The organism is Kosakonia radicincitans DSM 16656 (genome assembly GCF_000280495.2).
GTDB lineage: Bacteria > Pseudomonadota > Gammaproteobacteria > Enterobacterales > Enterobacteriaceae > Kosakonia > Kosakonia radicincitans.
The window spans coordinates 2,977,657-3,003,601 of sequence record NZ_CP018016.1 but is presented as its reverse complement, the minus strand read 5'-3'; the positions used below and the strand labels follow the sequence as shown (position 1 = coordinate 3,003,601).

Sequence of the window (25,945 nt, the reverse complement as noted above, 5' to 3'; positions counted from 1 at the left end):
GCCCCGCACACGCGAGGCTCTTCTTTCGTCGTTGCATTAATGCAAACGAGAGTGGATCCGGCTGCCCACCAGAATGGCAATCAGCAGCATCAAGGCAATAAAGCCGCCGACGCCATTCCAGCCATAGCTGTGCCAGAAAACCCCGCCCAGTGTCCCGGCCACGCTGGAACCCAGATAGTAGCTGAATAAATAGAGTGATGAGGCCTGGCCTTTGGCGCGCCGCGCGCGCGGGCCGATCCAGCTACTGGCGACGGCGTGTGCGGCAAAGAAACCGGCGGTGAATAACAGCATGCCCGGAAAAATCAGCCACAGCGAAGAGAAAAGGGTCAGCAGCAGCCCGAACAGCATGATGGCGGAAGAGCCGATCATCACCGGACCGCGACCATATTTGCTGGTCATTGCCCCGGCGCGCGGCGAGCTCCAGGTGCCGGTAAGATAGGCCAATGACAGCAGGCCAACGGCCGCCTGGCTCAGCGACCACGGCGACAGCATCAGGCGATAACCGATGTAGTTAAACAGCGTAACGAACGATCCCATCAGCAAAAAGCCTTCAAGGAACAGCAGCGGCAGCCCTTTATCGCGCAAGTGCAGATGGAGGTTGATCAGTAACGTTTTCGGGCGCAGCGAAGTGGGCCGAAAATGGCGCGACTCCGGCAGGATTTTCCAGAACATCAGCGCTGATGCCAGCGCAAAGCAGCCAATCACCGCGACTGCAATTCGCCAGTTAAAGAAGTCGGTAAACACACCGCTGATTAAACGCCCACTCATGCCGCCAATCGAGTTGCCGCTAATGTACAGCCCCATTGAGAAGGCGACAAAGCTCGGATGGATCTCCTCGCTTAAATAGGTCATCCCGACCGCCGCCACACCGCTCAGCGACAGACCAAGCAGCGCGCGCATTACCAGAATACCGTGCCAGCTTGTCATCATCGTTGACAGCAGGGTACAGCAGGAAGCGAGCAGCAAGGCGGTAACCATCACTTTTTTGCGCCCGATGGCGTCCGAAAGCGGGCCGGTAAACAGCAGGCCAATCGCCAGCATGGCGGTGGAAATCGACAGCGAAATACTGCTGCTGGCAGGAGAGACGCCAAATTCATGAGACAACACCGGCAAAATCGGCTGCACGCAATAGAGCAGGGCAAAAGTTGCCAGCCCGGCGGAGAAGAGCGCCAGCGTAACGCGCATGAATTGGGGGGTACCACGTTTAATAAATTGTCCCGGCAACGCGACAGGAATTTCGTTGACAACGCTTGCCGGCTCGGTGTCAACGGTTGTTGTACGACTCACTGGAGATCCTTACATTTCATACCCGTGATTCTGGTGACGGGCTTACCACGGACATAAGAGTATGAAAGGTGTAATATTCTGTCTAATATATTAATAATCTCAAATAATACTTTTAAAATATGAATATCGAACTGCGCCATCTGCGTTACTTTATCGCCGTTGCCGAAGAGCTGCATTTTGGTCATGCGGCGGCACGGCTCAATATCTCCCAACCGCCGCTGAGCCAGCAGATCCAGTTGCTCGAACAGCAGGTTGGCGCGCGTCTTCTGGCTCGCACCAACCGCAGCGTCGCGCTGACGGCCGCCGGCAAACAGTTTCTTGCCGACAGTCGACAGATTTTGGGCCTGGTCGATGAAGCCGCTGCCCGCGCTGCCCGTCTGCATCAGGGGGAAACCGGTGAATTGCGTATCGGTTTCACCTCTTCGGCGCCGTTTATCAAGGCGGTTTCCGATACACTCTCATCGTTTCGCCAGCGCTACCCGGATGTGCACATTCAGACGCGGGAGATCAATACCCGCGAGCAGATTGCTCCCCTGAATGAAGGCTCGCTGGATTTGGGGCTGATGCGCAATACACCGCTGCCTGAAACGCTGGCATGGGAAGTGATTTTGCGTGAACCGCTGCTGGCGATGATCCACCGTGACCACCCGCTGGCGGCGCGCAAGGCGGTGTCGCTGAAGGAACTGGCGCAGGAGCCGTTTGTTTTTTTTGATCCGCACGTCGGCACTGGCCTGTATGACGAGATCCTCGGGCTGATGCGGCGCTATCAATTAATCCCCACCATAACCCAGGAAGTGGGCGAAGCGATGACGATCATCGGGCTGGTGGCGGCCGGGCTGGGCGTCTCGATCCTCCCGGCGTCGTTTCACCGGGTGCAACTCAATGAAATACGCTGGGTGCCGATTATTGAAGCGGATGCGGTTTCCGAAATGTGGCTGGTGTGGGCAAAACACCATGAACAGGGAACGGCAGCCGCGCGTTTCAAGCAGCAACTTCTACATGCCGCAATCGGCTGATTTTTACGCATAAGTCATTGCAAAATGTGCTGTAACTCACAAGCCGGGGTAAAAATTTGACGGCGCCTGGTGAAGTGCTTCACCATAGCTGAACGTTTATTTCGAAGCGCGAAAATAAGGGAGTCAGAGGTGGTTGCTGATAGTCAGCCTGGGCATATTGATCAGATTAAGCAGACCAACGCGGGGGCGGTTTATCGCCTTATTGATCAGCTTGGCCCGGTTTCGCGCATCGATTTATCGCGTCTGGCGCAACTCGCGCCGGCGAGCATTACTAAAATTGTGCGTGAAATGCTGGAAGCACATCTGGTGCAGGAGACGGAGATCCAGGAGCCGGGCAGCCGTGGGCGTCCGGCGGTCGGGTTGGTGGTAGAGACCGAAGCCTGGCACTATCTCTCGCTGCGTATTAGCCGCGGGGAAATCTTTCTCTCGCTGCGCGATCTCAGCAGCAAGCTGGTGGTGGAAGACCGGCTTGAACTGCCGCTGGGCGATGAGATGCCGCTGCTGGATCGCATTATTCACCTTATCGACAGCTTTTTTACCCGCCACCAGAATCGCCTGGAGCGTCTGACCTCAATTGCCATCACGCTGCCGGGAATCATTGATACCGAGAATGGTATCGTTCACCGTATGCCGTTTTACACGGAAGTGAAAGATATGCCGCTGGGTGAAACGCTGGAGAAGCACACCGGCGTGCCGGTTTACGTGCAGCACGACATCAGCGCGTGGACCATGGCAGAAGCGCTGTTCGGCGCTTCACGCGGCGCGCGCGATGTTATTCAGGTGGTGATTGACCACAACGTTGGCGCCGGAGTGATCACCGACGGACGCTTGCTGCACGCGGGCAGCAGCAGCCTGGTGGAGATTGGACACACCCAGGTGGACCCTTACGGTAAGCGCTGCTATTGCGGCAACCACGGTTGTCTTGAAACCATTGCCAGCGTTGAAAGCGTGCTGGAACTGGCGCAGTTACGCATGAGCCAGTCGATGAGTTCAATGCTGCATCAGAAGCCGTTAACGGTGGAGTGGTTATGTCAGGCGGCGCAGCAGGGCGATTTGCTGGCGAAAGATATCATCAGCGGCGTCGGGGCGAATATTGGTCGTATCCTTGCCATTATGGTGAATTTGTTCAACCCGCAAAAAATACTCATTGGCTCGCCGCTGAGCAAAGCGGCAGACATTCTCTTTCCCGCTATTGCCGATTGCATTCGCCAGCAGGCGTTACCGGCATACAGCCAGCATATTTCCGTTGAGAGTACCCAGTTCACCAATCAGGGCACGATGGCTGGTGCCGCGCTGGTAAAAGACGCGATGTATAACGGATCTTTGCTTATCCGTTTGTTGCAGGGGTAACATTTTTACATTGTTGTCGTAAAAATTGCGCTACCTCAAGCTGGGCCGATGATACTTATCTTAGACTTTCCCCACTGAATTATTCTCCTGGTTTATATTTTCGTAGAACAACGGTGGAAATCGAGATGCTTAAGCGTTTCTTTGTAACGGGTACAGACACTTCTGTCGGGAAGACAGTGGCATCCCGCGCGCTTCTCCAGGCGCTGGCTGCCAGCGGCAAAACAGTGGCAGGTTACAAACCTGTTGCTAAAGGAAGCAAAGAGACGCCGGAAGGATTGCGCAACAAAGACGCGCTGGTACTGCAAAGCGTTTCCTCGCTGGATTTACCTTACCAGGCGATAAACCCGATTGCCCTGAGCGAAGAGGAAAGTAGCGTTGCGCACAGTTGCCCCATCAATTACAGCCTGCTTTCTAACGGCCTGGTCAACCTGTGTGAAAAAGTCGATCACGTGGTGGTCGAGGGAACCGGCGGCTGGCGCAGCCTGATGAATGATTTGCGCCCGCTCTCCGAGTGGGTGGTACAGGAGCAGATGGCGGTGGTGATGGTGGTGGGTATCCAGGAAGGCTGCATTAACCACGCTTTGCTGACCGCGCAGGCGATTGCCAGCGACGGTCTGCCGCTGATTGGCTGGGTGGCGAACCGTATCAACCCAGGGCTGGCGCATTATGCTGAAATTATCAATGTGCTGAGCAAAAAACTGCCTGCGCCGCTGGTTGGTGAGTTACCCTATCTGCCGCGCGCCGAGCAGCGCGATCTGGCGCAATACATCAATTTGCAGATGGCGACCGGCATGTTAGTTGCCGACCGCATCCTCGCCTGAAAAAAGCCCCTCATCTGAGGGGCTTCTGTTACGCATCATGAATATTCAGTACCCGGCGTGTTCTGCCCGAACTTAAATACTCCGCAATATAGTCCTGCGAAATTTCACCGTTATAACGACCATCCTCATCGACAATCGGCATCCAACTGGTGTTGCTTTCGTACAGCCGTGACAATACCACGCGCAGGTTATCTTCCGCTTTCCCGGTAATACGGAACGGATGCAGCAAATCGGAACAGCTGCCCGGCGCGTTTCGCGCTTCGCGACGTTTAACAAAACCCAGCGGTTTACCCGCCGAATCCACGACGGTAATGGCGCGAATATCGTTGTCATCCATGGTGGCAAAGGCTTCCGCCGCCGGAGTGGATTCCCGCACCGTAATCGTCGGCTGTTGATCGGTGACGTCGCCTGCGGAAACCAGCAGCAACCGCTTCAGTGTGCGATCCTGGCCGACAAACGAACCGACAAATTCATTGGCCGGTTTGGCCAGCAGCTCATCCGGGCTGGCGCACTGTACGATGCGTCCCTGGCGGAACACCGCAATACGATCGCCGAGCTTCAGCGCTTCATCGATATCGTGGCTGACCAGCATCACCGTTTTTTTCAGCTTGCGCTGCATCTCAAGGAACTGGTTCTGGATCACTTCACGGTTGATAGGGTCGACCGCGCCGAATGGCTCATCCATCAGCAGTACCGGCGGATCGGCCGCCAGCGCGCGGATCACGCCGATACGCTGCTGCTGGCCGCCGGACATTTCGCGCGGGTAGCGATGAAGGAATTTTTTCGCATCCAGCGCCACCATCTCCATCAACTCTTCGGCACGGCTTTTACAGCGCGCTTTATCCCAGCCCAGCATGCGCGGAACGACAGTAATGTTCTCTTCGATGGTCATATTGGGAAACAGACCAATCTGCTGAATCACGTAGCCAATATTGCGCCGCAGGGTGACGGTATCCATGGCGCTGGTGTCTTCACCGTTGATGAAAATCGAGCCGCTGCTCGGTGCAATCAGGCGGTTGATCATCTTCAGCGTGGTGGTTTTACCGCAGCCGGAAGGGCCGAGCAGTACGCACATTTCACCTTCCGGTACAGTCAGATTGACGTTATCGACAGCCTTCACTGTCTGGCCGTTTTTCTGCGTAAATTGTTTGGTCAGATTTTCCAGTTTAATCATTAGCGAATCCCCTTCGGCGTCAGCACAATTTGTAAGCGGTGCAATAACCAGTCGAGCACAATCGCGAGTACGCAAATCATCAGCGCCCCGGCAATTAACATACGAATGTCACTGCCGCCAATACCGTTCAGCAACAGCAATCCCAGACCGCCTGCGCCAATGACGGCGGCAATAGCCATCACGCCGATATTCATCACCACAGCCGTGCGGATACCACCGAAAATCACCGGCAGCGCCATCGGAATTTCGACCCAGCGCAGGCGTTGCCAGAAGGTCATGCCGATACCGCGTCCGGCTTCGCGCAGCCCCGGCGGCAGGCTGTCCAGCGCCGTGTGGGTGTTACGCACAATCGGCAGTAGTGAATAGAGAAAAACGGCGGTGATGGCGGGCAGGGCGCCAATCCCCTGACCGATCAGCGAAAACAGCGGGATCATCAGCCCGAACAGGGCAATTGACGGAATGGTCAGCACCAGCGTTGCCAGCCCGAGAACCGGCGTCGCCAGCCACTTATGGCGCACAATCAGAATGCCGAGCGGAACGCCGATGATAATCGCCAGGCCAACGGCCAGCAGTACCAGCCACAAATGCTGGAAGGTAAGGCTTGCCAGATAGCCTGCGTTGTCCATCATGTAATGAATCGTCTCCATAGGCTCTCCTTACAACAACCCTTTTTCATGCAGGAAATCGTGGGCGACTTGCTGCGGTGTCTGGTGGTCAATATCCACTTTGGCGTTAAGCGTCATAATGACGTCGTTATTTAACAGCCCCGAAAGGGTATTCAGCGCCTCTTCCAGCCCCGGATTGGCTTTCAGCGTATCTTCACGCACCACGGGCGTGACCGCATAACTCGGGAAGAAACCTTTGTCATCTTCCAGCACTTTGAGATCGAAGCCTTTCACGCGCCCGTCAGTGGTGTAGACCAGCCCGGCATCAACAAAGCCATCGCGGATGGCGTTATAAACAAGCCCGGGATCCATCTGGCGAATTTGCGGGCGATCCAGCGCCATCCCATAGGCCTGTTGCAGAGGTTTCATGCCGTCGCTGCGCCCGGCGAACTCCAGATCCAGCCCCAGCAACCAGTTGTGTTTGGGATCGGTTTTACGGATCTGTTCAATCTTCGCCACCATCTGCGACATGGTGGTGATGTGTTCGGCTTCTGCCCGTTTACGCTGCATGGCAAAGGCGTAGGTGTTATTCATGTTGGCTGGCTTCAGCCACACCAGTCCGTGCTTCGCGTCGAGGCGTTTTACCGTGTCGTAAGACTCCTGTGGCGACATGCGCTGGTTAATGTGATTGAAGATAATCAGCGAGGTGCCGGTGTACTCCCAGGTCATATCAATTTGCTTGTTGATCATTGCGTTACGTGAGATCACCGTGGCGATATTGGTCTGCGGCTGTACCTGGAAACCGCGTTTTTGCAGATACTGCACGGTCATCGCCGACAAGATGTGCTGCTCGGTAAAACTTTTGGTCGCCAGAATCAGCGGCGCGGCATGCGCGCTGGCGGAAAATAAGACCGCAGCGGCAAGCGCACCGAGCAAGCGGGTCAATCTTTTCATCAGGTTCCCTCTTGTTGTTTTCAGGCCGTGTGCGGGCTAAGGAAGCGGCCCAGCGCCGCCAGCAGAGTGTCGAGGATCAGGGCGAACAGCGCGGTGGCCGCAGCGCCTAAAATCAGCGTTGGGAAGTCGTTCAGGTAGATTCCCGGAAAGATCAATTCACCGTAGCTACTGGCACCAATCAGGAATGCCAGCGGCGCAGTTCCGACGTTGATGGCGGTGGCAATACGCACCCCGGAGAGGATCACCGGCATGGCATTGGGGATCTCCACCTGGCGCAGGCGTTGCCATTTGGTCATACCGATGCCGTTCGCGGCTTCAATTAACGACGCAGGCACCGAGCACAGCCCGGCGTAGGTGTTACGCACAATCGGCAGCAGCGACGCGAGGAACAGCGCAATGATCGCCGGTGTATCGCCAATGCCAATCACCACCATTGCCAGTGCCAGAACGGCGAGCGGCGGCAGCGTATTGCCGACATTAAAGATTTGCATCACGTATTCCGCCACGCCGCGTGCGGCAGGACGGCTAAGCGCGATACCGCTCGGAATGCCCACCAGCAGGGCGAAGAACATTGAGCTGAACACCAGAATCAGGTGCTGCTGCCCGAGATAAAGCAGATCGACCTGGCGGGCTTTGAGGGTGTCCAGACCAATTCCCCAGGTCAGCAGGGCCAGAACTATGGCGATCCCGACGATAAACAGCAGGGCGCGGGTAAGTACGGATAGTTGCATTGCAATGTTTCTCCCTGTTTGCATGCGTTATGGCAACGGGCGTTGCGTGTTGTTATGCCATGTTCGGCAGGGTGACTTGACCTATAGCAAGCGCCTGGGAAGGATTCCAGTGACGGGGAAATTTACTTTGCGCCGGGATGATGCCGGAAAGAGACGCCAGACCTGATGAGATAACGGTTGCGAACCGGAAGTAAAGAATTGTCTTAAAAGCACCGGTTTAAAGTGACAATGTCACATATATATGATGACAAAGCGTGGAAATCCCGGCAGTTACGCCGGGTCGGGATTAACGAAACAAGGGTTTTTGTGCGACCGGGATCAGCAAGCGCGATTGCCAACTGGCCAGCGTCAGCTGCGCCAGTTTTCCAACTGAGCACCAGAAAGGATGCTGCGCTTCGTTGGTAAAGACCGTCAGGAAACGCCCGGCCCACGGCAGCAGATGCCAGGCCAGCAGCCGCTCGCAGGCGTCGCTATTTCCCTCTTCAGCCAGCCACGCCGCCAGTAACAGCAGTGCGCCGAAGTGATCCTCCGGCTCATTTTGCCGGCTGTCGAAGGCGATATTGTTTTCCCGCATCCACTGGCGCAGCGCCAGCGTGGAATCGCCAAACAGCACCGATTCTTTATCCAGCCATACGGAACCCCACGGCGGCGCAGGCAGCGCCCACGGGCCAATAAACAGGCGCTGCCAGGCTTCAGACAGCGGTTCGTCACAGGGCGCGGCGAACTCAGCCACCAGCGGCGCAAGGTCGGTTTGCGGGAGCGGCCACTGTTTCGCCCAGTCTCCCTGTGTGAACGCGGCAATCAGCGGCTGGCACTGCTCGCTCTGCGGCGGGTAGTAAAACAGCGCGCCCAGAACGCGGGCGGTCACGACAAAATTTTCACCGGTTAGGTCAGTCATGTTTGATCCTGAAAAATTGCCGGATGGCGCGGTGTTTATCCGGCCTGCGCATCATGCGGAACACACAGGCCGAATCAGGCACGGCCATCCGGCGCACATCATCAACCGGCAACGGCGACGCCCACGGTCATATGCAGCCCATAGAACAGACCACGCCCGATTACTTCCCCGGCGGCGACCAGCACGATGCCAAGCAGCAGGCTAAGCACCTGCGGCTGTTTACGCATCACCAGCGGGCAGATCCAGCAGCCCAGACCGAGCGCAACCAGCAGCAGGCGCGCCACTTGCAGCATAGCGTAATCCGGTACCAGCGCGATCGCCTGCTGGACGGAACTGTGGATCTCGCCCAGTTGCTGGCTTTGCAGCATCACTACGGCAATGCTGGCGATAAACGCCGCAACGCTAAGCGCGGCGAAGCGCGAGGCGCGAAAACGAATACCCGCCAGACGCAGCAGCAGTGCGGCCAGCAGCGGGCCGCCCATCAGCATGGTCAGAAAAAATGCTGCCGTGGTGTAGCCGTTATGCCAGGTCGGCACGGTGTCGATTTGATAGACCCGTGTCATGGCCCAGACAAACAGCACGCCAAGCAACATGCTGACCGCCAGCCAGATGCGGCTTAAGGTGGCGGGCATTTTCCCCAGCCAGCTTACCAGCCACCAGAAACCACCGACGGCGAAGAACAGAGAACCGGCGGCGATTTCATTACTGAGCGCCGACGCACCGACGCGGTTTAGCGAGTTAAAGGCGCGCAGCGGCGAGCCGAGGTGCATCATCGAGGCGATAAAACCCACGCCCATCAGCACCCAGAGGAGAAGCTGGCTGCGTACAATGCGCACTTGCCCGATACGATCGTCGTTGGCGTTCATCCAGACGATACCGCTTACAATCAGGCCGCCAGCCACACACTGGCCCAGTACCGTGAACAGTACCAGCGGCCACTCATGCCATCCGTTTCCCATTTCATACCTCCTGCGGATTGGCCAGATAGCCGGTGGTATCACCCGTCGGGCGGCTATTGGCGTTAGGTTTGATCACGATATTCGGCCGGGTAAAATGCGCAGCCGGGAAGGGGGCGATGGCAGCAAGCGAACCGTGCTGTTTACGCAGTTCCTCGATTGGGCCGAAATCCAGCGCGCGCAGCGGGCAGGATTCGACGCAGATGGGCTTTTTCCCCTCGGCGACGCGATCGTGGCAGCCGTCGCACTTGGTCATGTGTCCCTTCGCGGCGTTGTATTGCGGCGCGCCGTAGGGGCAGGCCATATGGCAGTAGCGGCAGCCGATGCAGACATCTTAGTCCACCACCACAAAACCATCTTCACGCTTATGCATCGCGCCGCTTGGGCACACTTTGGTGCAGGCCGGATCTTCACAATGGTTGCAGGAGATCGAAAGGTAGTAGGCAAAGACGTTCTGGTGCCAGATACCGTTATCTTCCTGCCAGTTGCCGCCAGCGTATTCATACACGCGGCGGAAGCTGACGTCCGGGGTTAAGTCTTTGTAATCCTTACAGGCCAGCTCGCAGGTTTTGCAACCGGTGCAACGGCTGGAGTCAATAAAAAATCCATACTGAGTTGTCATCGGTTACTCCTCAAACCTTCTGAATGTCGACCAGGTTGGTGTGCTGCGGATTGCCTTTCGCCAGCGGCGACGGGCGGTGGGTGGTTAGCGTATTCACGCAGCCACCATGATCGACACGGTCTCCTTCCATGTTGGCCCGGTGCCAGGCGCCCTGGCCCATGGCGCTGACGCCCGGCATGATGCGCGGTGTTACTTTCGCCGCAATGCGCACTTCGCCGCGCTCATTAAAGACGCGCACCATGTCGCCATGCTTGATACCACGACGCTCGGCATCAATAGGGTTGATCCACACTTCCTGGCGGCAGGACTCTTTCAGCACATCGATGTTGCCGTAGCTGGAGTGCGTGCGGGCTTTGTAGTGGAACCCGAACAGTTGCAACGGGAATTTTTCCCGCGCCGGATCGTCCCAGCCTTCAAAGGTTGAGGCGTAAACCGGCAGTGGACTGATGACTTCGTCTTTCTCCAGCTCCCAGCTGTTGGCGATTTTCGCCAGTTGACTGGAGTAGATTTCAATTTTTCCAGAGGGCGTTTTCAGCGGGTTAGCAACCGGATCATCGCGGAATTTTTTATAGGCGACAAAGTGTCCGTTCGGATCTTTGCGCTTATAAATCCCCATCGCTTTGAGCTCTTCATAGGAAGGCAACTGCGGATCTTTGGCGACCATTTTGGCGTACAGATACTTCAGCCACTCTTGCTGGGTGCGGCCTTCGGTGAACTTCTGGTAGATATCCGGCCCCAGACGACGGGCGATTTCGCTGGTAATCCAGTAGATCGGTTTGCGCTCGAATTTCGGTGCGGTGACCGGCTGCAGGAAGATCAGATAGCCCATATTCCCTGCGTAGTCGTTCGGAATAATGTCTTCCTGTTCAACGGTCATCAGATCCGGCAGCAGAATGTCGGCATACATTGCCGAAGAGGTCATAAAATTCTCAATGACCACAATCATTTCGCACTTGCTTTCGTCCTGCAGGATGTCGTGAGTCCGGTTGATATCGCCGTGCTGGTTGGTGATGGTGTTACCGGCGTAGTTCCAGATGAATTTGATCGGCACATCGAGTTTATCTTTACCACGCACACCATCGCGTTTGGCGGTCATTTCCGGGCCGCGGGCAATGGCATCCGTCCAGGTAAAGCAGGAGATCGACGTTTTCACCGGGTTTTCCGGCATCGGCATACGTTCGATGGTAATAGTGTAAGTGGATTCACGCGCGCCGCTGTTGCCGCCGTTAATGCCCACGTTACCGGTGAGGATCGGCAGCATGGCGATGGCACGCGAAGTCAACTCGCCGTTGGCCTGACGCTGCGGCCCCCAGCCCTGACAAATATAGGCCGGTTTGGCGCTGCCAATTTCCCGCGCCAGCTTAATAATTTTATCGGCCGGAATACCGGTAATACGCGACGCCCACTGCGGCGTTTTGGCAATACCATCATCGCCCTGACCGAGAATATACGCTTTGTAGTGGCTGTTGGCAGGCGCATCGGCGGGCAGGGTTTTCTCATCGTAACCGATGCAATATTTATCGAGGAACGGCTGGTCGACGAGGTTTTCGCTGATCAATACCCATGCCATCCCTGCGACCAATGCGGCATCGGTACCCGGACGAATCGGAACCCACTCATCTTCACGTCCGGCAGCCGTATCGGTATAGCGCGGATCGATAACAATCATCCGCGCATTCGAGCGTTCGCGCGCCTGTTCAAGAAAGTAAGTGATGCCGCCACCGCTCATACGGGTTTCCGCCGGGTTGTTGCCGAACATCACCACCAGTTTGGTGTTTTCAATATCCGAGGTGCTGTTGCCGTCGTTGGAGCCGTAGGTATAAGGCATCGCGCAGGAGATTTGCGCAGTGCTGTAAGTGCCGTACTGTTTAAGGAAACCGCCGTATAGCGCCATCAGCCTGGCAATGACCGAAGCGGAAGGTGAAGAGCGGGTAATGTTGCCGCCGACGATGCCGGAAGAGTAGTTAATGTAAACCGCTTCGTTACCGTATTTCTGCACCACGCCTTTCAGGCTGTTGGCAATCGTATCGAGAGCTTCGTCCCAGCTAATGCGCACGAACTTGCCTTCACCGCGTTTGCCCACGCGCTTCATCGGGTAGTTAAGACGATCGGGATGATTGATGCGGCGGCGAATCGAACGCCCGCGCAGGCAGGCGCGGACCTGGTGGTTACCGTAAATATCATCGCCGGTATTATCGGTTTCCACCCAGTACACTTCGTCATCGCGCACATGTAAACGCAGGGCGCAGCGGCTGCCACAGTTTACCGAGCAGGCGCCCCAGACGACTTTATCGGGCGCGGGTTGCATGGCTTGTTGTACGGCGGCTGCAGCGGAGCGCATGCCGAAAGGAAGGGAGATTGCACCCGCTGCGAGTGCAAGCGATCCCAGCGCAGTAGATTTCACCAACGTTCGTCGGCTGATCCCCCCCTGGTGTTCAATGTCGGACATAGCTCACTCCATTATTATTTATAATAAAAAGAAATTAACCGCTCATATTAGAAGCAGGCTAATGAAGTGTTTATGGTAACCATTTGGGGGGGATAAGTTTTAACCACGATCAACTGCGGGATAATCCCCCTAATATTCAGGGGGATTATATTTTATTGCGTATCGGCGCCCTGATCGTTCTGCGGGGTGGCGCCGCTGTTGCGGGTGTAGAGAATTTTGTAGGTGTCATTCGCACAGTGGCCCACCACCTGCGAACCGGCCTGGTCTGCCTGGTCATTCGGCACAATTGTCAGGCTGAATCCCGATTCCGGGACGCCGTTATTAATGATGCGCTGCTGGATATCCGCCTTGACCCGCTCGCATGAATCGGGCGCAGCAAAGGCAGGAACCGCGCCCGCCAGCAGTAATGCACATAACCAACGTGAATATTGCATTCTCATCTCCTTCAGTTTTGCCCGCAGTAAGCTTAGCAGTTTCCGCGTCAGGGCCGGATAAATCTCTGAATTATCTGACGATGCGATCGCTGATGCGGCAGTAACGTTATCTGCGGCGGAACACATAACCGCCGCCGTTTTATGACCGCTCCGGCTACTAAATTTGGTGGGCAGCGTGTATTCGTTGGCAGGTTTTAGGCCGTAAGACAAATAAGTGTTTGCCCGACTATGTAAAGATTTTGCTAAGATAAGCGCAATCCAGAAGAAAAATGTGGTGAACCCATTGAAAAAACAGCTATTGCTCATCGCTGTGGCAGCACTGCTCGCCGGATGTGATGACGCGAAGGGACCGGTATCGTTTACGCCAGAGATGGCGAGCTTCTCCAATGAATTCGATTTTGATCCGTTGCGTGGCCCGGTGAAAGAGTTCAGCCAGACGCTGTTAAATGAGAAGGGCGAAGTAACAAAACGCGTCAGCGGAACGATGTCGAAAGAGGGCTGTTTCGATACGCTGGAACTGCACGATCTGGAGAACAACAGCGGCGTCGCGCTGGTGCTGGATGCCAATTATTACCTCGACGCGGAAACAAAAGAGAAGCGGCTGCGCTTGCAGGGTAAATGCCAGTTAGCTGAGTTTCCGGCGGCGGGCGTGACGTGGGACACCGATGACAACGGTTTTGTCGTGCTGGCGACCGGGAAAGAGATGGAAGTGAAATACCGTTACGATGAGGAAGGTTACCCGCTGGGCAAATCCACGACCTCGAAGGACGAGCATCTGACAGTGGCCTCGACGCCTTCCAAAGACAAACGGAAAAAACTCGATTACACATCGCTCAGCACGCTGAATGACAAGCCGCTCGGCAGCGTGAAACAGGCTTGCGACTACGACAGCCACGACAATCCGTTGAGCTGCACGCTGGAGGTTGTCGATCTGAGCGCTTCCCCGCAGGTTACCCACAAATACAGCATCAAAAATACCATCTCCTATTATTGATGCAGTTCCCCGCCGCGCTTACGGCGCGGTGGCGGCAGGCGGTTCATGACCGTTATGGCAATGAGTCCCTGAGACAGTTGTTTAGGGGCGCGTAATCATCACTGGTTTTATTTCAAAATAATCTGATTACCTGGATACTGGCGGAGTTCAGCCCCCAGGGGCGGCTGGCGTTGAGCGTATCACTGAAGAACATTACGGACGATGACAAGTTGCTGGAGACAGCATCTATGCTGTTTGACGGCCTGTTAATGACTTACCAAATGGGATCAGCACACCATGAGTAAAAGCCCATCGCTCGCTATGGCCGATACAGAAACTCCTCATCACGTCAGTTTCCGGGAAGCATTTCTATTCTGGCTGAAGCTGGGGTTTATCAGTTTTGGCGGCCCGGCAGGGCAAATATCCATCATGCATCAGGAACTGGTGGAAAACCGACGCTGGATCTCAGAACAACGTTTTCTGCACGCATTGAACTACTGCATGGTCCTACCAGGGCCTGAAGCGCAGCAGCTGGCAACGTATATTGGCTGGCTGATGCATCGTAGCAGGGGCGGTATCGTGGCTGGCACATTGTTTGTTCTGCCTTCACTGTTGGTGTTAATCGCGCTTTCCTGGATTTATATCGCCTGGGGCGACCTGCCTGTCGTCATGGGGTTATTTTATGGCATTAAACCCGCGATCACCGCGATTGTCGTACAGGCGGCGCATCGCATCGGTACCAGAGCGTTACGCAACAATACTCAGTGGGCCATTGCCGCAGCCGCTTTTGTGGCGATCTTTGCTTTAAATATCCCGTTCCCGATTATTGTCTTGTCGGCCGCGCTCATTGGTTTCATCGGCGGGCGTTTCTCCCCGGAGAGGTTCAAGGGTGGCGGCGCGCATGCCGGAACCGACAAATCTTATGGCTCCGCCATGATTGATGATGATACCCCGACACCGGAACATGCCGTTTTCAAATGGTCACGGTTGATGTGGATAGTGATTGCTGGCGCTCTTTTGTGGGTGCTCCCTATGGGGACGCTTTATCTCACCCTGGGCCCGGAACATACCATAACGCAAATGGGCTGGTTCTTTACCAAAGCGGCGCTTCTCACCTTTGGTGGGGCTTACGCCGTACTGCCTTACATTTATCAGGGGGCAGTCGTTAATTATCAGTGGCTAACCCCTACCCAGATGATCGATGGTCTGGCGTTGGGAGAAACCACTCCCGGTCCTTTAATTATGGTTGTCGCCTTTGTCGGATTTGTCGGCGGATATGCCAATACCGTGTTTGGGCCGGATCATTTCTTCCTCGGAGGTGTGGTTGCCGCAATACTGGTTACCTGGTTCACCTTCCTGCCTTCTTTCTTGTTTATTTTTGCTGGTGGACCTTTTATTGAAACAACCCACAACGATATCAAATTCACCGCGCCACTCACGGCGATAACAGCGGCCGTCGTCGGCGTCATTCTCAACCTTGCCCTGTTCTTTGGTTATCATGTGCTATGGCCGAAAGGGTTTGCTGGCAACCTCGACTGGGCGGCGGCCCTGATTGCGCTGGCTGCGGCAATTGCTCTGTTTCGCTTTAAAGCAAAAGTAACGCATGTCATCGCCGGTTGCGCGGTTGCGGGACTGACTCTTCACCTGCTGTTTCTTTCATAATATGAGAACTGGCAAGGGTTTTGCCTGATATCCGGTTTCGCGTGAGCCTCATCCGTACCCCAGGTAGGGCCTACGAAAAGTTATCAGGCGGTGGGCGAAGCGCAGGGGAGGATGAAGCTGAGCGGTATAGCTGCGTCACTTAAGTTTTTCTGCAGGCAGAAAGCGGGCGCGGTGCGCGCCCGGTGAAATTACTGAATTTGACGACCGGTACGACGATCGAGGCAGCGCTGGGTATTGGGTTCCCAGTACGCGTTAAAGTTGCTGCTTTTCTGGCAGTTATCCTGTGCGTCAAACGCCACGTCGGTTTTATCCCACTCTTTTTCAACGCGTTTGTTCACTTTATGACGCAACGTACGGGTGTCATTCCATTGCTCTTTTTCCATCTCCGCAGATTGACGGGTTTGTGCATTGTCGCCCGATTCGATAATCAGACGGTTGGTTTCTGCCATTGCGGAGGTGGTGTACACGATGGCACCCAGCGTCAGCATTGCGGTCAGGCACAGGCGTTTGCTAAGTGTAGTTGTCATTGCGATATCCTTAAATTGAGGGAGAAACGGGTAGCCCACATCTCTCTATTCTATGCGATCTCAGGCTGCCAGCATACTGGGGCGGCGCTCACTCTCAGAACATTATCGGGTATGATGGTTCAACCAATCCTGAATAATAGTGCCAGAAATGCTCAAAACAACGCTGCTTTTTTTTGCTACCGCACTGTGTGAAATCCTTGGTTGCTTCCTGCCCTGGCTGTGGTTAAAACGCGGCGCGACGCCGTTTCTGCTGGTGCCTGCGGCACTGGCGTTGGCGTTGTTTGTCTGGCTGTTAACACTGCATCCGGCGGCCAGCGGGCGCGTTTATGCGGCTTACGGCGGAGTGTATGTTTGCACGGCGCTTATCTGGCTGCGCGTGGTGGATGGCGTGAAGCTGAGTCTTTATGACTGGCTGGGTGCCGTTGTCGCGATATGCGGTATGTTAATCATTGTCGCCGGATGGGGACGTACTTAACTAATCGTTAATATTTTGTGATCGATTGCGTATTTCTTGATCATTATACTTGTATGGTAGTTGCCTGATTGCGTAAGTTTTCCGCATCACATTACGTCGATGCAAGGAAACCCGCATGAAAATCACTGGCGCTGATGTCTTTGTTACCTGCCCGGGGCGCAACTTTGTCACATTAAAAATCACCACCGAAGAGGGGATCGTCGGCCTTGGTGACGCCACGCTGAATGGCCGCGAACTCTCCGTTGCTTCCTACCTGAAAGATCATTTGTGCCCGCAACTTATTGGCCGTGACGCGCAGCGCATTGAAGATATCTGGCAGTTTTTCTACAAAGGCGCTTACTGGCGGCGCGGTCCGGTGACCATGTCGGCTATCTCCGCCATTGATATGGCGCTGTGGGATATTAAAGCCAAAGCCGCCAATATGCCGCTCTACCAGTTGCTTGGTGGCGCTTCCCGTGAAGGGGTGATGGTTTATTGCCACACCACCGGCCACACCATTGATGAGGTGCTGGAAGATTACGCGCGGCATAAAGAGATGGGGTTTAAAGCCATCCGCGTGCAGTGCGGCGTGCCGGGAATGAAAACCACCTACGGCATGGCAAAAGGCAAAGGCCAGGCGTATGAACCGGCCACCAAAGGCCAGTGGCCGGAAGAGCAGCTCTGGTCGACGGAAAAATACCTCGATTTCACCCCGAAACTGTTTGACGCCGTGCGCAGTCAATTTGGTTTCGACGAACATCTGCTGCATGACATGCACCACCGTCTGACGCCAATTGAAGCCGCGCGTTTTGGTAAAAGCATCGAACCTTTTCGCCTGTTCTGGATGGAAGATCCCACCCCGGCAGAAAATCAGGCGTGCTTCCGCTTGATCCGCCAACACACCGTTACCCCTATTGCCGTTGGCGAAGTGTTCAACAGTCTCTGGGATTGCAAACAACTGATTGAAGAACAGCTGATCGACTATATCCGCACCACGATCACTCATGCCGGTGGCATTACGGGTATGCGGCGCATTGCGGATTTCGCCTCGCTGTATCAGGTACGTACTGGCTCGCACGGCCCGTCAGATCTTTCACCCATTTGCCATGCGGCAGCCCTCCATTTTGATCTGTGGGTGCCCAACTTTGGTGTGCAGGAATATATGGGTTACTCCGAACAGATGCTGGAAGTTTTCCCGCACAGTTGGCGCTTTGAGCAAGGCTATATGCATCCTGGCGATCAACCCGGTCTGGGCATCGGCTTTGACGAAAAACTGGCGGCGAAATACCCCTACGATCCCGCGTATCTGCCGGTCGCGCGGCTGGAAGATGGCACGTTGTGGAACTGGTAACAGAGGAAAGCAAAATGAAAAGTGTGGTGATTGAACAGCCCAACCAATTAACGCTCGCTGAACGCCCTTTGCCGCAACCCGCAGCCGGTGAGGTGCGCGTTAAGGTCAAACTCGCCGGGATCTGCGGCTCCGACAGCCACATCTATCGCGGGCACAACCCGTTCGCCAAATACCCGCGCGTTATCGGCCATGAATTCTACGGTCTGATTGATGCCGTCGGTGAAGGTGTATCGGCGGAAAGGCTGGGCGAACGCGTGGTTGTTGATCCGGTGATCAGCTGCGGCCATTGCTATCCGTGCTCCGTTGGCAAACCGAACGTCTGCAACGAACTGGTAGTGCTGGGCGTGCATCGCGATGGCGGTTTTAGCGAATACGCCACTGTACCGGCACGTAACGCGTGGGCTGTTCCGGCGGCAATCCCGGATGAGAATGCGGTAATGATCGAGCCGTTTACCATCGCGGCTAACGTCACAGGCCAGGTGCAACCAACGGAGAGAGACATTGTGCTGATCTATGGTGCCGGGCCGATGGGGTTAACCACGCTGCAGGCGCTGAAAAATGTCTACAACGTGCAGCAGGTGATTGTTGCCGATCGTATTGAAGAGCGTCTGGCAATGGCGCAGCGCAATGGCGCGGACTGGGTGATTAACAACAGCCAGCAACCGTTGGCGGAAGCGCTGGCAGAGCAGGGCATTAAACCGACCCTGATTGTTGATGCGGCGTGTCATCCATCCATTCTACAGGAGGCGATTGCGCTGGCCTCTCCGGCCGCGCGTATTGTGATCATGGGATTTTCCAGCGAACCCAGCCAGATAATCCAGCAGGGCATCACAGGTAAAGAGTTGTCTATTTTCTCTTCGCGTCTTAACGCGGGCAAATTCCCGGTGGTGATCGACTGGCTGGCTCGCGCCCTGATCGATCCGACGAAGTTAGTGACGCATAAATTTGACTATCAACATGTCACAGATGCGATTGAACTGTTTGAAAAAGATCAGCGGCACTGCTGTAAGGTCTTATTAACGTTCAATTAATTACAACGAAAAATGCGGTTGAGCGGTACGCATACTTCTTTTTCGAGATAGCCATTATGACGCAAGTTAACGCTGAAAGAACAACCTCAGATCTGGTGAAAGCCGCGGTTTCCGGCTGGCTGGGTACCGCGCTTGAGTTTATGGATTTCCAGCTTTACTCGCTGGGTGCGGCGCTGGTTTTTCATGAGATCTTCTTCCCGGAGCAATCAGCGGCAATGGCGCTGATCCTCGCGATGGGAACCTACGGAGCGGGTTATGTGGCGCGCATTATCGGCGCGTTTATCTTCGGTAAAATGGGCGATCGTATCGGCCGCAAAAAAGTATTGTTCATCACCATTACGATGATGGGTATTTGTACCACTTTGATTGGCGTGTTACCGACCTATGCGCAGATCGGTATTTTTGCGCCGGTACTGCTGGTAACACTGCGCATTATTCAGGGCCTTGGCGCAGGCGCGGAAATATCCGGTGCCGGAACCATGCTGGCGGAATATGCGCCGAAAGGGAAACGCGGCATTATCTCTTCACTGGTCGCGATGGGGACCAACTGCGGCACGCTGAGCGCAACGGCGATCTGGGCGGTAATGTTCTTCGCGCTGGATCGCGAAGCATTGCTGGCCTGGGGCTGGCGGGTGCCGTTTATCGCCAGTGTGGTAGTGATGATTTTCGCCATCTGGTTGCGTTTGAACCTGAAAGAAAGCCCGGTCTTTGAGAAGGTGCACGAAGGCGCACATGCGCCGAAAAGCCAAATTGCGGAAATGGGGCTGGGCGCGATGTTCAGCAGCAAAACTTTCTGGCTGGCGACCGGTTTGCGCTTTGGTCAGGCCGGTAACTCCGGGTTAATCCAGACTTTCCTCGCGGGTTACCTGGTACAAACCCTGCTGTTCGAAAAACGCATTCCGACCGATGCCCTGATGATCAGTTCGATTGTTGGCTTTCTTACCATTCCGTTTTTGGGCTGGCTGTCCGACAAAGTGGGGCGCCGTTTACCCTATATCTGCCTGTGTATTTCGGCGATCATTCTCGCGTACCCGATGATGGCGATCATCGTCGATAAGAGCTACAACCCTGGCGTGATTATGCTGTCGATCATCGTCATTCATAACGTTGCCGTGCTCGGGTTATTCGCGCTGGAAAACATCACCATGGCGGAGATGTTTGGCTCACGTAACCGCTTCACGCGGATGGCCATTTCGAAAGAGGCAGGTGGGCTGGTGGCTGTCGGATTCGGGCCAGTACTGGCAGGGATCTTCTGCAATATGACCGGCTCCTGGTGGCCGATAGTCGTTATGCTGGTGGCCTACTCGCTGATTGGTTTGCTCTCCGCCGTACTGATGCCGGAAGTGCGCGATCGCGATTTGAATATTCTGCAAGACGCGGCTGAACCGCGTGCTGTGACTCAACCGGTGGGAAACCGTAACTATATCTGAAACGCCTTATCGATTACCGGAAGTGAACGCTGAGCCAGGGGTAATTTAAAGGGATTTTGACACATTTGGTTACCATTCTAGTTAGTGTAGTCCGCAAATGCTGTCGTAAATCAACGTCTGATTTGCGACAGCCCGTAATCTATTGAACCACTGTTTCACTTAATAAGATGAGTCCCACCATGGAAAACAGGCTATTAAAGGCGAAAGCCACGTTACCTACTTACGATCGTAACAAACTGGTTCCACGCATTGTGCATTTGGGGTTTGGCGCTTTTCACCGTGCTCACCAGTCGGTGTATGCGGATATTCTGGCTGCAGAGCATGGCAGCGACTGGGGTTATTGCGAAGTCAATCTGATTGGCGGTGAGCAGCAGATTGCCGACCTCAAACAGCAGGATAATTTGTACACCGTGGCGGAAATGTCTGCCGACGCGTGGACAGCGCGGGTGGTTGGCGCGGTGAAACGCGCTCTTCACGCGCAGGTTGATGGCCTGGAAACTGTGCTGGCCGCCATGTGCGAGCCGCAGGTGGCGATTGTCTCGCTGACCATTACCGAAAAAGGGTATTGCCACTCACCGGCGACCGGCGAACTGATGCTCGATCATCCGTTAATCGTTGGCGACCTGCAAAACCCGCAGCAGCCGAAATCCGCAGCTGGCGTGGTGGTGGAAGCGCTGGCGCGTCGCAAAGCGGCAGGGCTGGCGGCATTCAGTGTGATGTCCTGCGATAACATGCCGGAAAACGGCCACGTTACCCGCAATGTGGTGTGCGCTTATGCCCGTGCAGTGAATGCGGAGCTGGCAGATTGGATTGACGCCAACGTGACGTTCCCGTCGACCATGGTGGACCGTATTGTTCCGGCGGTAACGGCTGAAACGCTGGATAAAATCGAACAGCTTACCGGCGTGCGCGATCCGGCCGGTGTGGCCTGCGAACCGTTCCGCCAGTGGGTGATTGAAGATAACTTTGTCGCGGGGCGTCCGGCATGGGAAAAAGCGGGCGCCGAACTGGTTGCCGACGTCGTGCCGTTTGAAGAGATGAAACTGCGTATGCTGAACGGCAGCCACTCCTTCCTCGCTTATCTGGGCTACCTGGCCGGTTATCAGCACATCAACGAATGCATGGACGACGATAACTATCGCCGTGCGGCGCACGCGCTGATGCTGAAAGAGCAGGCACCAACGCTGAAAGTGAAGGGCGTTGACCTTGCGCGTTACGCCGATCTGTTGATTGCGCGTTACAGCAACACTGCGCTGCGCCACCGTACCTGGCAGATCGCGATGGACGGTAGCCAGAAATTACCGCAGCGTATGCTCGATTCCGTACGTTGGCATTTAGCGCATCAGGATTCCTTTGCACTGCTGGCGCTGGGTGTGGCGGGCTGGATGCGCTACGTCGGCGGTATTGATGAACAAGGTCAGGCGATCGAAGTGTGCGATCCGCTGCTGACGGTGATTCAGGGCGCCGTTAACGCAAGCGCGGAAGGTGAAGCGCGCGTGCAGGCTCTGCTGGGCATCGAAGCGATTTTTGGCAACGAACTGCCGAAAGAAGCGGCTTTTGTGGCGCAGGTACAGAATGCGTATCGTTCACTGCTGGAGAAAGGGGCGAAAGCGACGGTGGCAGAATACGCCGCTGCGCTGTAAATCGTCGAAAGAATGCCGCCGGGGCGGCATTCTTTTTTGCCGTTATACGGGCATTTTCACCATTTAGTGCAGACCAAGACGGATCAGTTCAACCGGTTCGAATTTACCTTCACAACCTTCCACTTCTACCGTTTTACTGCGGCGCAGTTGTGCGGCGTCCAGCCCGGCTGCGTGAATCGCAATGATTTTGCCGGTACGGCCCGTGCCATTAATCATTACGCGGCTGCCGGTAGTAATCGCATTACGGTTACGATCATAAGTCACCATGGTGGTTTCTCCTTGTTGATATCCAAAAAACGAAACGGGGCAGAAGATGTCCCCGCTACGGACGCCTTATAAATACGCTTCTGAGATGACAAGTTTTTGTTTTTGATCAACATCACACTTTTTTGCTGAAAAAATGTTTGGCATCACGCAATGACAAACACCTTAAATCAACCGGATATAGGTAAAAACCGCGCGTTTATTTCCCCGCTTCTATTTTCATTCATTAATGATAAAAAGCTTTTAAGATTTTCCTGATTATTACCTGCCGCGCGATAACGCGTACACTCTGTAACGATATGTTAGAGACTGTTTCGCGTTTTCTATTTTTAGCGCAGTGGAATCCTGCGCCGGGTTTCTTTTGAATAAAATATGGCGATCGTTTTTAAATAAAAATGAAGCGACAGAAGAGTGCGGGAAGCCTGGTTTTTGTCGGCAAGTGATGAAGGTCGACAGCATAATTTATCGCTGGCTATTCTGTACTGAACTTACTGTAAGTAACAACAGAATAAAGATATATCTGGAATTATCACGAATTGAAATTATTTCATTTAATGTCGTCTGTTTATTAACAAACAGGCGAAGAGTATGAACGTCTTTTATAAGATAGTTTTATTTTAACTCATTGATCTTGATGGTGATTTTAATGAATGCGAGATGTTTTATCGCTTCATTTTAATGGTGTTATAACGATACGGAATGGGGATGGCATAATGAAAAGTGAGGTTGTCAAGCAACAGGTGAGAAATCATCTTAAGTCGCTTAAACGCACAATTACGCATCTGCGCAAGAAATGGAAATATCGTCATAGCGGTGATTCGGATGTGTACTGGATTTCCCTTGGAGAAAATTGCCTGCCTGATGATATCCTTCGTCGGCACAACAGGAAATCGTTCAGTTCTATTTTTTCCTCCGGGCGATCTAATATAGAATATATTCTTCAGATGGAAAAAGATAATTACCAGAATTTACTGGACAAAACGCATCTGCAACATTTTCCTGATGGCGACCACTCTGTTGTACGCTCCACCTACTATAAGCATTGCGTTGGCCAGTACAGTGAAAGACATATGCTGGGATTTGAATTCACCCATCACGATCCCCTCAGCATTTCCGCTGACAAGCAGACATTCAAACGGCGTATTGAGCGTCAGCTCGCCTGGCGAGGAAATAAAAATTTTGTCTTCCTTTATCATCACCGCGTCACGGCGGATTCCGATCTTGCACTGCTAAGAGCTCATCTGAATGAACTGTTGTCGTTGTACAACGCGAAAGGCTGCGAGTGTGAAGTTGTGCTTTTCTATCAGAATATTGTCCCGCAGGAGACGCAGAAGCGTATCGATTTCACGCCGCATCACTCCGGCTTACTGGAGTTCGCCTGTCATACTCATGAGATCTGGGGCGGCGAGGATCAGGATACGTTCTGGGCGCGAAAGGATGACGCGCTTTTTACCGAGATGTTTGACACTGTTGATCGGTACAACCTGAGCAAAGGCGAATCCCGCCGTGAGCCGGCGCCGGTCGCTACGGACACCGGAATGCCGGTTTAAACGCTAACGCGAGAGGTATCTGAAAGGAGAGCGGTGAGCTACCGGTGAGGGTGGCTCACCACGAGATGTCTGTGACCGGCGAGGACGTTAATCCTCGCTGAACCAGTCGCGATTTTCCTGGCGAATGGTTTTTACTGATTCACTGATCTCCTGCAAGTGCAGGCTCATGGCGTGGTCGACTGCGTCAGGGTCACGTTTTTCCAGTGCGGAAAAGATATCCATGTGCTGGCGCAGCAGCATTTCCGGCGGCGAAACGTGGTCAAGGCTCATATAGCGTACGCGGTCGATGGTGGCTTTGATGTTTTCGATGGTATCCCATGCCAGCTGGCAATCGGCGATCAGCGCCAGCTTCTGGTGGAAATTGTCATCCAGCTCGAAAAAATCATTCAGTTGCTTGCGCTCGATGGCGGTGCGCTGCTGGTTGAGGTTTTGCTCAAGCTGGTAGCAGGCACTGTCATCAATCAGCGTGGCGGCGCGGCGGGCGACGGCGCATTCGATAGCCTGGCGCACGAAGCAGCCATTACGCACCTGCGTCATGGAAATTTTGTTAACGTAACTGCCGCGCTGCGGGCGGATCTGGATCAGGCCGTTTTCCGCCAGCTTAATAAAGGCTTCACGCACCGGCTGGCGCGAAACGTCGAAACGCACCGACACCTCTTTTTCCGACAACGGCGTACCCGGTGGGATCAGGCAATGCACAATATCCCGCCGTAGAATGCGGTAAATTTGTTGATTTACGGGCTGTGTAGGGTTGAGTTGCGTTTCAGCGGCCATTCGCTCTTACTTTTTAAAGGGTTAACCCGGCTACCATACCATTTATTTACGGTACATCCCATACCCGGCCCGCAGGCCGGGTGGGAAATTTAACCCTGACGGTGAACGCTTAATCCCGCATACGTCTGGCTTACCGGCATCATCTCCAGGGTGTTGATGTTGACATGCTTCGGCAACGTCGCCACCCACCAGACCGCTTCGGTCACATCTTCAGGCGTCAGCGCAGTGGTATTCTCGTAGGTTTTTCCCGCTTTAGCGTCATCGCCTTTAAAGCGCACATTCGAAAACTCCGTACCGCCGACCAGACCTGGCTCAATATTGGTCACCCGCACTGCCGTACCGCTCAGATCGGTACGCAGGTTAAGGCTGAACTGACGCACAAACGCTTTGCTCGCGCCGTAGACGTTGCCACCTGCATACGGCCAGCTCCCCGCCGTTGAACCGATATTGATGATATGGCCGCGATTACGTTCCACCATGCCCGGCAGTACCGCGCGGGTCATATAAACCAGGCCTTTGTTATTGGTGTCGATCATCGTTTCCCAGTCATCAACGCTGGCTTTATGAGCGGGCTCAAGGCCCAGCGCCAGACCGGCATTGTTGACCAGCACATCAATGTCTCGCCACTGTGCTGGCAAGGAAGCCATCAACTCGTCAATTGCCGCACGGTTGCGAACGTCCAGTTGCGCGATGTAGAGGTTATCCCCCAGCTCGTCTTTCAGCTCCTGTAAACGTTCCTGACGGCGACCTGTGGCGATCACTTTGTGGCCGTTCTGAATAAAACGGCGTGTGATACCTTCGCCAAAACCTGCCGTTGCCCCGGTAACCAGAATAATCATCTCACTGTTCCTCAACGCTTTTTGTGGTGTTGAACCCTAGCATGACCGCATGTTTGCGGTAACACAAGTTATCCCGCCTTACAGTGTGGCAAAAAACGCACGCTTGTGCGGCAACAGAGAGAGAAATGATTGCGATGCGCGCAGCGGATG

General features: G+C 54.6%; 24 protein-coding genes and 1 pseudogene. 11 read left to right on the top strand and 14 right to left on the bottom strand.

Annotation, left to right across the window (positions count from 1 at the left end; all coding sequences use genetic code 11):
- Positions 1-36: 36 nt before the first annotated feature.
- A complete protein-coding gene (locus Y71_RS14380) occupies positions 37-1,287 on the bottom strand; it encodes a multidrug efflux MFS transporter YnfM/SxtP(Kp) (protein ID WP_035885796.1) in 1,251 nt (416 codons plus the stop codon).
- A gap of 119 nt (positions 1,288-1,406) precedes the next feature.
- Between Y71_RS14380 and Y71_RS14375 the strand changes: the two genes are divergently transcribed.
- From Y71_RS14375 to bioD, 3 genes are all read left to right on the top strand, one after another.
- On the top strand, positions 1,407-2,303 hold the full coding sequence (locus Y71_RS14375; RefSeq protein WP_007374876.1) for a multidrug efflux transcriptional activator YnfL/SxtR(Kp): 897 nt from the start codon (positions 1,407-1,409) through the stop codon (positions 2,301-2,303).
- A 129-nt stretch (positions 2,304-2,432) separates the two neighbouring features.
- A complete protein-coding gene (mlc, locus tag Y71_RS14370) occupies positions 2,433-3,653 on the top strand; it encodes a sugar metabolism global transcriptional regulator Mlc (RefSeq protein WP_007374877.1) in 1,221 nt (406 codons plus the stop codon).
- Positions 3,654-3,778: 125 nt separating this feature from the next.
- Complete coding sequence (gene bioD / locus Y71_RS14365; RefSeq protein WP_007374878.1) at positions 3,779-4,474, top strand: dethiobiotin synthase; 696 nt, start codon at positions 3,779-3,781, stop codon at positions 4,472-4,474.
- Positions 4,475-4,502: 28 nt separating this feature from the next.
- Here the strand turns inward: bioD and osmV are convergent, their stop codons facing one another.
- From osmV to Y71_RS14320, 9 genes and pseudogenes are all read right to left on the bottom strand, one after another.
- On the bottom strand, positions 4,503-5,648 hold the full coding sequence (gene osmV / locus Y71_RS14360; protein WP_007374879.1) for an osmoprotectant ABC transporter ATP-binding protein OsmV: 1,146 nt from the start codon (positions 5,646-5,648) through the stop codon (positions 4,503-4,505).
- Positions 5,648-6,295 carry an osmoprotectant ABC transporter permease OsmW gene (osmW, locus tag Y71_RS14355; RefSeq protein ID WP_007374880.1) on the bottom strand — a complete coding sequence of 216 codons (648 nt, stop codon included), beginning with the start codon at positions 6,293-6,295 and terminating at the stop codon, positions 5,648-5,650. Before osmW ends, osmV begins: the two co-directional genes overlap by 1 nt.
- Positions 6,296-6,304: 9 nt before the next feature.
- A complete protein-coding gene (gene osmX, locus Y71_RS14350; protein WP_007374881.1) occupies positions 6,305-7,207 on the bottom strand; it encodes an osmoprotectant ABC transporter substrate-binding protein OsmX in 903 nt (300 codons plus the stop codon).
- Between the two features lie 20 nt (positions 7,208-7,227).
- The gene (osmY, locus tag Y71_RS14345) at positions 7,228-7,938 is read right to left on the bottom strand and encodes an osmoprotectant ABC transporter permease OsmY (RefSeq protein WP_007374882.1); all 711 of its coding nucleotides are present in this window, start codon (positions 7,936-7,938) and stop codon (positions 7,228-7,230) included.
- Between the two features lie 286 nt (positions 7,939-8,224).
- Complete coding sequence (gene dmsD / locus Y71_RS14340) at positions 8,225-8,836, bottom strand: Tat proofreading chaperone DmsD (RefSeq protein WP_007374883.1); 612 nt, start codon at positions 8,834-8,836, stop codon at positions 8,225-8,227.
- Positions 8,837-8,937: 101 nt separating this feature from the next.
- Entirely contained in the window at positions 8,938-9,795 is an 858-nt protein-coding gene (locus Y71_RS14335) for a dimethyl sulfoxide reductase anchor subunit family protein (RefSeq protein WP_007374885.1), read from the bottom strand.
- 1 nt (position 9,796) lies between these two features.
- Positions 9,797-10,414, bottom strand: a pseudogene (locus tag Y71_RS14330) (DMSO/selenate family reductase complex B subunit).
- Between the two features lie 10 nt (positions 10,415-10,424).
- Positions 10,425-12,863 carry a selenate/tellurate reductase subunit YnfE gene (ynfE, locus tag Y71_RS14325; protein ID WP_007374888.1) on the bottom strand — a complete coding sequence of 813 codons (2,439 nt, stop codon included), beginning with the start codon at positions 12,861-12,863 and terminating at the stop codon, positions 10,425-10,427.
- Positions 12,864-13,015: 152 nt separating this feature from the next.
- Positions 13,016-13,297 (bottom strand): DUF1161 domain-containing protein, encoded by a 282-nt coding sequence (locus Y71_RS14320; RefSeq protein ID WP_035943639.1) that lies wholly within the window; start codon positions 13,295-13,297, stop codon positions 13,016-13,018.
- Positions 13,298-13,580: 283 nt separating this feature from the next.
- On the opposite strand from Y71_RS14320, the gene Y71_RS14315 reads away from it, so the two are divergent.
- Both Y71_RS14315 and chrA read left to right on the top strand, forming a co-directional pair.
- Entirely contained in the window at positions 13,581-14,291 is a 711-nt protein-coding gene (locus Y71_RS14315; RefSeq protein WP_007374890.1) for a YnfC family lipoprotein, read from the top strand.
- Between the two features lie 276 nt (positions 14,292-14,567).
- Positions 14,568-15,932 carry a chromate efflux transporter gene (gene chrA / locus Y71_RS14310; protein ID WP_050998953.1) on the top strand — a complete coding sequence of 455 codons (1,365 nt, stop codon included), beginning with the start codon at positions 14,568-14,570 and terminating at the stop codon, positions 15,930-15,932.
- Between the two features lie 188 nt (positions 15,933-16,120).
- Here the strand turns inward: chrA and Y71_RS14305 are convergent, their stop codons facing one another.
- Positions 16,121-16,459, bottom strand: coding sequence for a DUF1283 family protein (locus Y71_RS14305; RefSeq protein WP_007374893.1), 339 nt, complete (start codon positions 16,457-16,459; stop codon positions 16,121-16,123).
- Positions 16,460-16,607: 148 nt separating this feature from the next.
- On the opposite strand from Y71_RS14305, the gene Y71_RS14300 reads away from it, so the two are divergent.
- The 5 genes from Y71_RS14300 to Y71_RS14280 all read left to right on the top strand — a co-directional run bounded on the left by Y71_RS14300 (position 16,608) and on the right by Y71_RS14280 (position 22,368).
- The gene (locus Y71_RS14300) at positions 16,608-16,934 is read left to right on the top strand and encodes a YnfA family protein (RefSeq protein WP_007374894.1); all 327 of its coding nucleotides are present in this window, start codon (positions 16,608-16,610) and stop codon (positions 16,932-16,934) included.
- Positions 16,935-17,049: 115 nt separating this feature from the next.
- On the top strand, positions 17,050-18,264 hold the full coding sequence (gene manD, locus Y71_RS14295; protein WP_007374895.1) for a D-mannonate dehydratase ManD: 1,215 nt from the start codon (positions 17,050-17,052) through the stop codon (positions 18,262-18,264).
- A 14-nt stretch (positions 18,265-18,278) separates the two neighbouring features.
- The gene (locus Y71_RS14290) at positions 18,279-19,295 is read left to right on the top strand and encodes a Zn-dependent oxidoreductase (protein ID WP_007374896.1); all 1,017 of its coding nucleotides are present in this window, start codon (positions 18,279-18,281) and stop codon (positions 19,293-19,295) included.
- 56 nt (positions 19,296-19,351) lie between these two features.
- Positions 19,352-20,725, top strand: coding sequence for an MFS transporter (locus Y71_RS14285; RefSeq protein WP_035943423.1), 1,374 nt, complete (start codon positions 19,352-19,354; stop codon positions 20,723-20,725).
- Between the two features lie 179 nt (positions 20,726-20,904).
- On the top strand, positions 20,905-22,368 hold the full coding sequence (locus Y71_RS14280; RefSeq protein ID WP_007374898.1) for a mannitol dehydrogenase family protein: 1,464 nt from the start codon (positions 20,905-20,907) through the stop codon (positions 22,366-22,368).
- A 63-nt stretch (positions 22,369-22,431) separates the two neighbouring features.
- On the opposite strand, the gene ydfZ is transcribed toward Y71_RS14280, so the two are convergent.
- The gene (ydfZ, locus tag Y71_RS14275; protein ID WP_007374899.1) at positions 22,432-22,635 is read right to left on the bottom strand and encodes a putative selenium delivery protein YdfZ; all 204 of its coding nucleotides are present in this window, start codon (positions 22,633-22,635) and stop codon (positions 22,432-22,434) included.
- 647 nt (positions 22,636-23,282) lie between these two features.
- Here ydfZ and Y71_RS14270 point away from each other — a divergent pair.
- Entirely contained in the window at positions 23,283-24,182 is a 900-nt protein-coding gene (locus Y71_RS14270; protein ID WP_354000862.1) for a DUF1796 family putative cysteine peptidase, read from the top strand.
- A gap of 87 nt (positions 24,183-24,269) precedes the next feature.
- Here Y71_RS14270 and Y71_RS14265 read toward each other — a convergent pair whose 3' ends face one another.
- Positions 24,270-24,956, bottom strand: coding sequence for a GntR family transcriptional regulator (locus Y71_RS14265; RefSeq protein WP_007374902.1), 687 nt, complete (start codon positions 24,954-24,956; stop codon positions 24,270-24,272).
- Between the two features lie 89 nt (positions 24,957-25,045).
- Complete coding sequence (gene ydfG, locus Y71_RS14260) at positions 25,046-25,795, bottom strand: bifunctional NADP-dependent 3-hydroxy acid dehydrogenase/3-hydroxypropionate dehydrogenase YdfG (RefSeq protein ID WP_007374903.1); 750 nt, start codon at positions 25,793-25,795, stop codon at positions 25,046-25,048.
- Positions 25,796-25,945: the final 150 nt, after the last annotated feature.